This is a genomic window from Flagellimonas profundi, assembly GCF_017313275.1.
Taxonomy (GTDB): domain Bacteria; phylum Bacteroidota; class Bacteroidia; order Flavobacteriales; family Flavobacteriaceae; genus Flagellimonas; species Flagellimonas profundi.
Genome location: NZ_JAFLNM010000001.1, coordinates 289,463 through 301,293 on the forward strand (window position 1 = coordinate 289,463; position 11,831 = coordinate 301,293).

General features: G+C 42.4%; 12 protein-coding genes. 3 read left to right on the forward strand and 9 right to left on the reverse strand.

Annotation, left to right across the window (positions count from 1 at the left end):
* Positions 1 to 23 precede the first annotated feature (23 nt).
* Complete coding sequence (locus J0654_RS01355) at positions 24 to 476, reverse strand: RrF2 family transcriptional regulator (RefSeq protein WP_207025922.1); 453 nt, start codon at positions 474 to 476, stop codon at positions 24 to 26.
* A 183-nt stretch (positions 477 to 659) separates the two neighbouring features.
* Here J0654_RS01355 and nadA point away from each other — a divergent pair, with 183 nt between their 5' ends.
* From nadA to J0654_RS01370, 3 genes are read left to right on the forward strand one after another with little or no spacing between them, the layout of a single operon-like run.
* Positions 660 to 1,619, forward strand: a complete 960-nt coding sequence (nadA, locus tag J0654_RS01360) for a quinolinate synthase NadA (RefSeq protein ID WP_417948412.1) — start codon at positions 660 to 662, stop codon at positions 1,617 to 1,619.
* A gap of 7 nt (positions 1,620 to 1,626) precedes the next feature.
* Positions 1,627 to 3,195, forward strand: coding sequence for an L-aspartate oxidase (gene nadB, locus J0654_RS01365; RefSeq protein WP_207025924.1), 1,569 nt, complete (start codon positions 1,627 to 1,629; stop codon positions 3,193 to 3,195).
* Between the two features lie 20 nt (positions 3,196 to 3,215).
* Positions 3,216 to 3,824 (forward strand): thioredoxin family protein, encoded by a 609-nt coding sequence (locus tag J0654_RS01370; RefSeq protein ID WP_207025925.1) that lies wholly within the window; start codon positions 3,216 to 3,218, stop codon positions 3,822 to 3,824.
* Between the two features lie 97 nt (positions 3,825 to 3,921).
* Here J0654_RS01370 and J0654_RS01375 read toward each other — a convergent pair whose 3' ends face one another.
* The 8 genes from J0654_RS01375 to J0654_RS01410 all read right to left on the reverse strand — a co-directional run bounded on the left by J0654_RS01375 (position 3,922) and on the right by J0654_RS01410 (position 11,815).
* Positions 3,922 to 5,733 (reverse strand): hypothetical protein, encoded by a 1,812-nt coding sequence (locus J0654_RS01375; protein WP_207025926.1) that lies wholly within the window; start codon positions 5,731 to 5,733, stop codon positions 3,922 to 3,924.
* 172 nt (positions 5,734 to 5,905) lie between these two features.
* Positions 5,906 to 7,759 carry an anaerobic ribonucleoside-triphosphate reductase gene (gene nrdD, locus J0654_RS01380; RefSeq protein ID WP_207025927.1) on the reverse strand — a complete coding sequence of 618 codons (1,854 nt, stop codon included), beginning with the start codon at positions 7,757 to 7,759 and terminating at the stop codon, positions 5,906 to 5,908.
* A gap of 6 nt (positions 7,760 to 7,765) precedes the next feature.
* Positions 7,766 to 8,215, reverse strand: coding sequence for an anaerobic ribonucleoside-triphosphate reductase activating protein (nrdG, locus tag J0654_RS01385; protein WP_207025928.1), 450 nt, complete (start codon positions 8,213 to 8,215; stop codon positions 7,766 to 7,768).
* 261 nt (positions 8,216 to 8,476) lie between these two features.
* On the reverse strand, positions 8,477 to 8,764 hold the full coding sequence (locus J0654_RS01390) for a hypothetical protein (protein ID WP_237685852.1): 288 nt from the start codon (positions 8,762 to 8,764) through the stop codon (positions 8,477 to 8,479).
* A 16-nt stretch (positions 8,765 to 8,780) separates the two neighbouring features.
* Entirely contained in the window at positions 8,781 to 9,242 is a 462-nt protein-coding gene (locus J0654_RS01395) for a hemerythrin domain-containing protein (RefSeq protein ID WP_207025931.1), read from the reverse strand.
* A 7-nt stretch (positions 9,243 to 9,249) separates the two neighbouring features.
* Positions 9,250 to 9,978 (reverse strand): iron-sulfur cluster repair di-iron protein, encoded by a 729-nt coding sequence (ric, locus tag J0654_RS01400; RefSeq protein ID WP_207025935.1) that lies wholly within the window; start codon positions 9,976 to 9,978, stop codon positions 9,250 to 9,252.
* 53 nt (positions 9,979 to 10,031) lie between these two features.
* A complete protein-coding gene (locus J0654_RS01405; RefSeq protein ID WP_207027887.1) occupies positions 10,032 to 10,466 on the reverse strand; it encodes an RrF2 family transcriptional regulator in 435 nt (144 codons plus the stop codon).
* 146 nt (positions 10,467 to 10,612) lie between these two features.
* Complete coding sequence (locus J0654_RS01410; RefSeq protein WP_207025936.1) at positions 10,613 to 11,815, reverse strand: hypothetical protein; 1,203 nt, start codon at positions 11,813 to 11,815, stop codon at positions 10,613 to 10,615.
* Positions 11,816 to 11,831 lie beyond the last annotated feature (16 nt).

Consider the following 11,831-nt stretch of genomic DNA (forward strand, 5'->3'; position numbering starts at 1 on the left):
ATGTTTCGATTTTTCGATAATGATCATCTTGACAAATCGATTCCTTTTAGGGAAATGATCATCCCGTTCTCTTCCATCTCTGTAACAAGTTTAGCAATGGACTTGTCCTTAAAATTACGGAGGATCTCTTCCTTGAAGGGTGATACTATATGGTGGACTGGACAGGGATTTTCATTGTTGCACTTGGAAAGCCCCAAAAAACAATCATCAAAGATATATTCACCATCTATGCAGGAAACAACTTGCCAAAGCGTATTTTCCATATTTCCTTCGTCCAAAAAAAAGCCTCCTCCCGGCCCCTTGCTTGAGGAAACCAATTTATTTGTGGTCAGGTTACGCAGCAGTTGTGCCAAAAAAGGTTGTGGCACTTCAAGCTCCTCAGCTATTTTTTTTGCTCCGATTTTATTGTTCACAGTACTATGGATAGCTAAATACACTACGGCACGGATAGCATACTTACAAGCATTGGTCAGCATATGGCGATCATGTTTTATATCTGTAAAGATAATAAAAAGATGATTTTATCTTTAATTGTGATATTTATCATTTTTTACCATTGGCGAAGTAGCTAGTTTCGCCCCGCGAACAACCTTTTATAAACTTCGGGTATCACTAAATTTAAAGAACGGTGGCCGATAATGAAATAGCATACCATGAACATGGGACAACATATTGATATTTTTGCACCTGAAATTGAGCTTTACCAGGAAATCCAAAGACTTAAAAGAGAAAAAAATGCGGTACTGCTCTCTCATTATTATCAACGTCCTGAAATACAGGATGTTGCTGATTACGTAGGGGATAGCCTGGACCTTTCACGGGCAGCTGCCAGCACTGATGCGGATATTATCGTATTTGCAGGAGTGCATTTTATGGCAGAAACGGCCAAGATTCTAAATCCGACCAAAAAGGTATTGTTGCCGGATCTGGCTGCAGGTTGTTCACTGGCCGACTCCTGCCCACCAGAAGCTTTTGAGCCCTTTGTGAAAGCGCATCCGAATCACGTTGTGGTCACGTACGTCAACTGTTCGGCAGAGATCAAGGCTATGAGCGATTATGTGTGTACCTCTTCCAATGCCCTTAAAATCATTTCAGCGATTCCTGGAACCGTTCCCATAATATTTGCGCCGGACAAGAACCTGGGCAGTTATCTGATTGAACAGACCGGAAGGGATATGTTGTTGTGGGATGGCAGCTGTATGGTCCACGAAGCTTTCTGTATCGACAAATTGTTGGATTTATGGAGAATGCACCCGGATGCAAAAGTTATTGCCCATCCTGAATCCGAAAAACATATCTTGAAAATAGCAAACTATATCGGTTCCACTTCTGCAATGATAGCCTATGCAAAGCACCACCCTAAGGAAAAATATATTGTAGCTACCGAGGCCGGTATCCTTCACGAGATGCAAAAGGAAGTCCCGAACACCATACTGATTCCCGCCCCGGCAATGGAGGACAATCATTGTGCCTGTAGCGAATGTGCTTTCATGAAAACAAATACCCTTCAAAAAACATACCGTTGTCTCAGGGATGAGACCCCTGAGGTTGAAGTTCGGGAAACCATTGTGGAAAAAGCTTTGATCCCCATAGAACGGATGTTGAAACTTTCCAAATAAGTCAAGAATGGTTTCAACAGACTACCTAGTGATAGGTTCGGGAATTGCCGGATTGTCTTTTGCCCTAAAGATGGCACATAAATTTCCCGACCGTACCGTATGCATCACGACCAAATCCGACGCAGGGGATTCCAACACAAAACATGCCCAAGGAGGTATTGCGGCAGTATCCGATTTGGAAACAGACTCTTTTCAAAAACATATATCCGATACCTTGGTCGCAGGGGATGGACTATGTGATCCCTCTATAGTGGGGATGGTGGTAAGGAGAGGTCCTGAACGAATAAAGGAATTGATGTCTTGTGGTGTTCCTTTTGATAAGGGAAAGAATGGTCAATTGGCCTTAGGACGGGAGGGAGGCCATGCAGAATCCCGCATTGTACACCATAAGGACCATACGGGACAAGAGATAGCATCCACCCTTTTAGATCAAGTATATGGACGGCACAACATTACAGTCTTTGAGCACCATTTTGCCATAGACCTTATAACGGAGTACCGGATTTATGGAACCAAACCAAGTAAACCGACTTGTTTTGGAGCTTATATGCTTGACCAAAATACGGGTAAAGTGCGGACCTTTCGAGCAAGGAACACGGTTTTGGCCACTGGTGGGATCGGAACAATCTATGGTCATACCACAAATCCCTCGGTGGCCACTGGGGATGGTATTGCCATGGCCTACAGGGCAGGGGCGCAGATTCAAGATATGGAGTTTGTCCAATTTCACCCTACAGTACTTTACGAAGGCAAGGCTGGCCAGTCATTTTTGATCTCGGAGGCCATAAGGGGTTTTGGTGCATATTTAAGAAACCAAAAAGGACATCGTTTTATGCCCGATTACGATTCAAGAGCGGAGCTTGCACCCCGGGATATTGTTTCCAGAAGTATTGACCAAGAGCTCAAAAAATATGACGATCCCTTCGTATATCTGGACTGTACACATCTAAATTCAAAAGCGCTCAGGGTACGGTTTCCCAACATTTATGAAGCATGTCGGAAGCGGCAAATCAAGCTTGAAACGGATTGGATACCCATTGTTCCAGCCGCACATTACCTCTGTGGTGGCATTATGGTGGATTCAAACGGAAGAACGACCATAACCAATCTTTTTGCCTGTGGCGAATGCTCCAGGACTGGATTGCACGGGGCCAATAGATTGGCATCCAACTCCTTATTGGAAGCCTTGGTGTATGCCCATAATATTTTTGAGTATTTGGGATACCAGAAGCTATTTTCACCCTCGGTCGTTATGCCCGAATGGGAGGGTATGGGAGTTGATGCTATCCAGGATGGAAACCCTGTCGGACAATACAGGGATCGATTACAGCTACTTATGCAGGATGATGTGGGGATTGTCCGAAGTACCGCGCGTATGCAAAAAGCAATCAAACAATTGGATACGATGTACAGCGAAATAGAGGAACTATATCGGACAACAAAAATGAACGTAGCCCTTTGTGAATTGCGGAATATGGTCCATGTGGCCCGTCTCATTGTCGAGCAGTGCCTGAGGAGAAAGGAAAATAAGGGCGGGTTCTACAATATTGATTTTGAGCTTGTCAGAAATGTTTAAAAACTAAATATGGTAATTATATGTCACAAAATGTAAAAAATATGATTCAAGGCGGAATCGAAAATGGGATGGATTATATTGAATATGTCACCATGCTGAACGTCCTAGTCGCAAAGGGAAAAACCACCGGGTCAGAACAGAGTGAGCAACGGATCGCCAACACCAAATTAAACGCATCCAGGATACGAAGGATAGATAAAAAGGTATCCATTGCAGAGGACCAACTGAAGGTGTTCCAGAACATTTCCGAAAAACAGGTTTGGTTGGTACTGTTGGAGAGTTGGTGCTCGGATGGTGCACAAGCTATACCTGTTTTCAACAAGTTGGCCAAATCGACCCCGAACATTGAGTTGAAAATTATCATGAGGGATGAGAACCCAAAACTCATGGATCGTTTTCTAACCAACGGGACACGCTCCATTCCCAAACTCCTTGTATCGAACGAGGAGGGTGATCTATTGCATATTTGGGGACCGAGACCTGAAGTGGCCGCTAAGATGGTCGAAGCGTATAAAGAACAATATGGGAAAGTGGATGAAAAGTTTAAAAGGGAGCTACAGATCTGGTATAATAAAGACGGTGGCAAAACCATAGTGGACGAACTTATCAGGATGGTAAGTCCACTATGATATCAGTGCTGGTAATTTGGGCAAAAGACAGCAAGGCATTGACATCTAAAACCCAGCTCCTTTGTCTGGCTTCAATAGGGGCAAGGTTGAAAAAGCATCATTGACGTGCCATTTCCTTCAAATGAAGCATATGGTCTGATATGCCATCCAGAATTGATTTGAAATCCACCAAAACCCTTAATGTTTGCGAGTTGTTGTAAAGGTCCTTGTTTGCCCTTCCAAATAGGTTTTGATAATAAGAAATCCCTTCGTGCAAATTATCGGTAAAATTGGATAAGTAAGTTATTTCCTTGTCCGTTATGGGCCCCGTTACTTCCGCGATCTTATCTTTTAGAAAATCCACATAAATTTTAAGTTCCTTGATGAACATATGGGGCCGATCGGTTCTCTTGATCAAGTTGGATTTCCCGTATATATGTTGCATCATTTCCTTAAGGCTGGCAATTTTTGAAAAATAGGCCATGTTCGGTCCTGGACAAATGGAAACACCATTCCCTTCGGTCTTGGTATCCAACCCATGCTTTATTAGGGCTGAAGTACCCAGTCCCACACATGCACATGATTTCTCGACAATTTTATCATAGGCCCGTTGGTATGTTTCTGGGGGAAGGTTCTTGTTGTCCAATTCCTGTATTTTTAAATGTTGGTATTGTCGTGATGCCGTACATATACCTTCATTGGTGAATTCCTTGTTCATGGCCACGTATTTTTTTGGACAGGCACTACCAGGTCTGTTCTTATGTATGTTCGCCTTTTTTTCCAAATCTTTGGTATTTCCCCTAAGGCTATTGAAGGGAACGCCCAAAGGAGAGATATCGCTCAAGTAAAGGTCTTTCTCTTTGGCCTGTGCCAATTTGGTCAAGGTCGTGTCGTCCACCGTTGTAGCTTCGGGTACCAAAAGAAAGGGGGATCCCCAGCCCACGGAATCCAATTTGTAGTGTTCCAACAGAAAATCATGTTCTTCCGAGGTTCCCACCCCACCTTGGGCACTGACCTTAACGGGTAAGATAAATTGTGGAACATGTCGCTTTCTATGTGAAAGTGCACGAACCAGTATATTGTGGATTTCCGATACCAGGTCTTCTTTATTGTCTCGAAATTGTGCCAATATAGGTCCCATGAGATGACCATCTGTGGCAAAGGCATGTCCGCCACAGTTCAATCCCGATTCTATTCTATATTCCGATACCCATAACCCTTTCTTTGCAAGGAACTTTCCCTGGATCAATGCCGATCTGTAATCACTGACCTTAAGGATTATTTTCTTTTTTATATTCCCGTTTTCATCTGGATAAAAATCATCAAATTCCTCGATATATCCGTACAATCTGGGATTCATGCCCGCCGAAAAGATGACCGAGGAGCTAAGGGTGCTATTTGCATACCCCCTTAGGGCTGCATGGGCATCATTGTACTTGTTGGATAATGGTATTTTTTTACGATAATTCCCCTTATCCAATTTGGTCATGATGTTGACCTCGATACTGCCCATGGAAAGATTGGTATCAAGAAATGCTTGAAGAGCGGCCCTATGATTGTTTTTTTTGGTCAATTCGATAAACCGTTGCTTTAGCACTGAAGTGTCGGGCAACATATCGAAATATTGTTTTAAACCTTCGCCATAACCGTTTGTGACATCCTTAAGTTGTTCAAATCTTTTTTCTGCCAGTTCCTTAATAAGATTGAGATATGAGGTGATTCTTTTGGCCCTGAAATCTTTGGTGTTCTCATTGATTTCATGGTAGGGCATTTCAAACTTTTTGCAATATGCCTTTCTCAGTTTTTCCAAAAGGATGTCATCGACCAATGAAATGGCCGAGTCTATGCCCAAATGTGAAACTTTCAATGGTGTATCAATGGTGAATGCAATTCCCATGACAGGAATATGGAAGGAGTGTGGTGTTGTCATATGGATGTATTTGATCGTATGTGGTGTCCTTTTAATGTTGATCTAATAGGCCCCGGCATTTGATTATGTTGATTGGTGTGAACCTGGGGCGAGAACGTCCCAATATATTGCCGCTGTAATAGCAATGTCATCATATATCAAAATATGGGGCAATTGAAAGGACCACTACATTTTACTGATTCATTGCTTCTTGTGTTCTTAGTTTATCGGACAGCATATCCGCCCTTTTATTTGATAAGGAACGACTGGCCTGTTGTAAATGGTAATGTCGCAGTCCATGCTCTTTTTGTCTTCCGGAACTGAAGTTGGAGACGCGTTTGAGATAACCGATAACCCGGGTGGCGTGGTCCACGTTGCTCGAATGACAGTCACTGCATTCAAAAAGTGTTTTCTTGTCAATATGGGAACAATCATTACAAATGGTGATGCGGATATTGAAACAAAAATAATTGCATCCTGCCTTAGCGGTGGCATGGATCAATTTTTTAAAACCTTCCCGGTTCGGGGCCTCTTCCAGGTTCAGGTGCAGTGCCGATCCCCCATCCAGATATTGTATGGTTTCGGAACCATGTAATATGATTTTGTCCAACGCATTTATACTCTCGTCCTCAACAATATAAAAGTACGAGTTATAACAGTCCCTGGGCACGAAAAAGCCGTCTTCACGATCCCATTTCGCATTTTTCACGCCCAGGTTTTCCGCAGGGACAAATTCCGTATTGAACATATAGCCATAGTGTTCACGGGCTTGCCTGTTTTCTTGATAGATATTTTTGAGGTGGTGGTTTACAAATTCCTTATAGTCATCGTTGTTGCCCACTTTTATTCCTTGGCTTTCTGCAGCTTCGGCCATACCGTTGATTCCAATGGTAAGGAATTGTTTGTCCAAGGAAATTAGACCGGCATGGTACACGGGCAACATACCGGCTTTTTTATACTCATCTATCAATTTTCTAAAGGCCACCTGATATTTATGTACTTTTCGGACTTCTTTTACGATATCCGCCCCTTGTTGAATCAATCGGTTCATGTTCAAAGTGATGACGTTGATCGATCCCGTGGCAACCCCACCGGCACCCAAGGAATAACTAAAGGTATGGTCGCTGATTTCGTTTCGTAAACGACAGCAGGACGCCAAACTATCGGCATTTTCGGATTGGTATATGAAAAATGAGTTTCCATTGCTCAGTTCCCTTGCACACATTTCGGTGAATTCCGAATCGACCGGGGCACCGTCCTTGGTCAACATGGCCGCGGTCACCACGGGAAAGGTCAAAATGGCCTTGGTACGTTCCTCGTTGAACCATTCCATAAAAAAGGCTTGCAGTTTTTTTAAACTCTCCCATTGGGGTCGTCCCATTTCCGGGAATATAAAATCCCCGAACATACTGTCAAAATAAGGTTTGTCATAAAGGGAAATGTTCCAGAAAACGGATTGGTATCCCCGTGCCGCTGCAGGTTGATTGATAGCATAAACCACATGTTGCAAATGGTTGGCAATACTGGTTTTATGGGTTTTTAGGTAATCAGGTCCATAGTCTTTTGAAGCAAAATAATCGAAGTACATCAAAAATTCAACCGTGGCCAAAGCCCCAGCAAACTGAGAGCTTACGGCAAAAACCAAATTGACAAATTCGCCACAAAAACTCTCCAAATGTTTAGGGGCCCTACTTTCACCACCTAGCTTGGTAAGTCCGTCCAACAAGAAGGGGTACATGCTAATGGATGCACAATAGGGCTTAAGGGAAGTTTCATCGTGCACATATATTTCATGGGATTCAATTTGACGGACATACTCTTCTGCCAGGTCATCGCCGAACAATGAGGATATCTTTTGTTGTATCAGGGCCCGGTTCACCTGTATATTGATGTCCTTGTTGAGTTCCGCCTCCATGGTGGCGATATTTTTGGAAGTCACATTGGCATTGGCATCTACCTTCGAACCATTGGCGGCGTTGCTGGAGTGAAGATAGTGGTCGATAAACGAGATTTTTTCTGCGATTTGTGCCTTGGTGAGTCGTATCATAAGGAATTATTTAGAGATGAATAAATGATTGAGTATTGTATTGGTCCGTAGATCAAGGAAAACCTGATTGGTACGCTTACTTTCCAACCCGCCCCGGGAGGGGTCCCACTTTCCCGTTTTAAGAAAGGTCAGGTGATTGCATATATGTGATGATATTTTCTCTTGACCCGTATAAAGACAGGTTTTGTAGCCTTGGTCTTGAGCATGTTGAAGGTATTCGGTCAAGATGCGATGGTGCCATTCGCCCCCCATAAAAACGACACAGGTGGCAAAACCGACATATTGGTTCAAAAGGGCTTTAAAATATTCAGGGGTCAGCTCATGCCCATTTCCTTCCTTCCATAAAAAAGGGGAATGACAGCCATGACATCGAAGCGGACATCCCGAAATCGAAAAACAAAGGCTGATTTCACCGGGAACTTCTTGGAGTACTACCTGAAAGTCATGATAAAACATAAAGAAAGCGATTGATTTTTTGTCCGTTATAAAATTAGGACAAGGGTTTTTCGGATAACAGGGACACTGTAAAAGTTATAAAAAGACTTATTAACAATAAAATGACCTTTTTATCATTTAATTATTAAAAACGAAATATATGCTGAAGTCTTATTGATCGGTTCCTCGTGCCGTGCAAGGAGAGGAACATCACACAACCTTCCCCTGATGTAAGGCATGCAGGTTTTAATCAGGGCAGATTGTGCCATGTTTACGGAGAAACTAAATGATATGGAATAGAATGACCATGGTATTGAATACAATACTTAGTATCAAAAGGTTAAAAGTGGTCAAAGGTTTCAATTGGGCAAGTACGGCACCGTTAAAGGCCATACAGAGTATGGTGACCAAAAAGAGCAAGATCATTTTTAAGACCATGTCCATACTGCCCATCAACAGTACCATGGCAGCAGCGGAGCCCAAGCAGCTCTGACCAATGATGGCAATGGTCGAATAACCCAATTGATTTTTTTTGAATTCATGGTACCCTCTGTCGTATATTTTTTTCATTGCACTTGCTTTGTATTTATTCCCAGAAAGGGTCCCTGAGATTGTCGTTGAATTTTTCATTACTGTGTTGTTTTTCTATGATATCCAATTGCTTTTTATTGGCCATTTCTTGAACATGGTTGAAAAGCTGTCTTTCCTCGAATCGAATATGTTGTTCCAATGTTTCTTCGATTTGTCCCAAAGTTTTCATGTCCGCCGTGGTCGATGTGAACAAGCGGATCAATCTTCTGTGATCGGAAAGTGCCTTTTTCACCCATGGATGATCGTTACCCACTATGGGGAAGATATATGTTTCCTCGAGTTCGAAATGAGGAACCAAATAGGTCTCATAAAACCAGTCTACATAATCCTTGATACGTTCCATGGGAACATTTTTAGACAGTCCGGTCCTAATTTTCCAACAAAGGAGCAAACCGTGATGATGCTCACGGCTTACTCCCTGAAGAGCACTATGTCGTTTGATAGGAGTACGCCCCATATATGAATCAATGGTTCTTCAATGTGTTTTCCAGTTTTTCGGATTTTGGAAAAAGAATATTGTTCTCCAAATGGATATGACGATGTAGGTCGTCCTCAAATTCCTGTAATAGGGAGAATGCTACCCGATAGGTATTGCAGGCATCCTCTGGAGGGGTATAATCATTGCTCAATTTTGCAATGGTACGGAATCGCTCCCCTTCATTGTCATGTTCTTCCATCATCATTTGGATGGGGTTGCTTACCGAGCCAAAATGGGGTTTCTCCAAGGCTTCGGACCCTGTTGGCCCAGCTACCATCTTTCGGATATAGGGAAACAGGACCAATTCTTCTTTTTTCATGTGCATGCTCAGTTCCCCGGCCGAGGTATTGAATTGTTCAAAGATGTCAAAGAGTTCAGGGTGACGTTCACCATGTACCCTGCAAAGTTTGTTCAGGTACTGTTTTAGTACGGGAATTTGCTTTTCGACATAACGATGATGCGTTTTTTCGATATAGTCGATCAAAAGGTCCAATGGCCATGTCTTAAAATCAGGTAGGTTTTCCTGTCCATTGGACCTAACCGCTTCAAGTTCCTCCGAAATAGCTTCCAGGTTCAATCCTTTCTTAGTGGCAACTTCGGTCAAGGTCCTATTGCCTTTACAGCAAAAGTCTATTTTATGTGCTTTAAATACTTGAGCTGTCCTGTAATCCTCAGCGACAAGCTGTCCAATTGATTTTTCCAATGTATCATTCATAGTAACTGATTTTATAAATAGGACAAAAATGTCCTTTATTAATGTAAATTTTTTTATCTCTTCAAATAGGTCAATCCCACTTCCAAGCCAGTGGCCAGTTCAAACAAACTCGTACTTATAAGCATTGTCCTGAGATTGGAACGGATATCGACGAACTTGTCATGGAGGGGACAGGGCTTCTGGGCATTACACTCCTTAAGTCCCAGTCCGCATCCCGTGTATATTTTATCTCCGTCAATGGCCTTGACGATCATGCTCAATTTTACCGTATCCATATTCTCTCTATCGATTTCAAATCCACCGGTAGGCCCTTTTACGGAATGCACGATGTTGTTTCTGTTGAGCTGTTGCAGAATCTTTGCTGTAAAGGCGATAGGGGAATCTATTTCCTCCGCTATTTCGGAGACACTTACACGTCTACCGTCCAAAGATTGCAACGCAATATAGACCGCTGCACGTATACCGTATTCACAAGCTTTGGAAAACATCATAGCGTTTTGATTTATTTACAAAGATACTATAAATTTAAATAGGATAAAATAGTCCTTTATTATTTTTTCAAATAAATTCGTCCCATTGAAAAAGACAAATATATATCATCGCAGGTTTGGAACATATCCTGAATGCCAAAGCATCAAGCATTTGGTCTTTTCTTTAACAACATAAGGAATAGACTGAGGGGGATAAGGAGGGTGCTCAGAGCCAACACTTCGGTATATCCCGGAAATGTAGCGATACCCATCCAAGCAAATAGCCCTTTGGAAAAAATAAGGATTTCTGAAAGGATGAATCCCGATACATACCATAAGTAAGACTTTTTGGATATGTTCATTAGGCCAAAATAATCCATGAAAAAGAAGAGTCCCAAACTGATGACCCCAAGGAATGTCAAATGCAAATAACCTATGGTGAAATCTAGATATGTAGCGGCAATTCGGGTAAAATAGGGAATGACCGTCAATAATTGCAGCATTACCTTAATCAGTCCCAAAGCTACACCTACTTTGAGAATGCCGGACTGTGTTCGGGATAGGGACAATACGGTAACATCATTCTTGGTATGGGACCAAAAATAAGTCAATGCATAAAGTTGAGAGATGGCACCAATCCCGGATAGGATATAGAATACTGTGGGGGGGTCTGTCCATAAGGTGGATAGGAAAAAGGTGAATACAATGCCCAAGTTAAGGGATAGGAAAAAACGATTGAAACTCTTATTGGGGATTTCCAGACCACGCTGTTCCAATGCGTAAATAAACAAGCCGATCAAGGCAAGTATCATCCAGCCATTATACTGAAAGTGGAGGTAAAAATAAATGGATAACCGATACCAAATGGATTGTGCCCCTATGGTATTCATTATAATGCCCAAAACCCAAGGCCCTATACTGGAAACCACCATAAAGACAAGGGCTGTCTTCACACATTTCAGCCCTTTACTGTCCTTAAGTTTTGGGTCAATGTTCTTCCAAAAATGATAGGTGAAGAAGTAGGACATGATCAGAAAAAGGGTGGAAAAGATAATGGAAAACAAAGCATATCCTTGAAAGGGAAAAGTCAGTAACATACCGATTAAGGTGCCTTGGGTTCCCCAAAACAACTGTTTATACCTTTTACTGACGCTTTGCTTTTCCACAAAACCATAATGGAGCAAGGTAGTCAAGGCTACATACACCCAACCCAAGAGGGCAATATGGGAATGGGTATGGACCATATACCTGTAGTTGAACCTAAAGGAAAAGATCGGGTAGGAGCGGAGCAATAGGCCCAAGACTGCGGCAACGCAGAAATAGATGACGGCAATTCGTAGATGGTGACGATATACCTTGTCCTTCATAAAGAGCTCCTTCTTA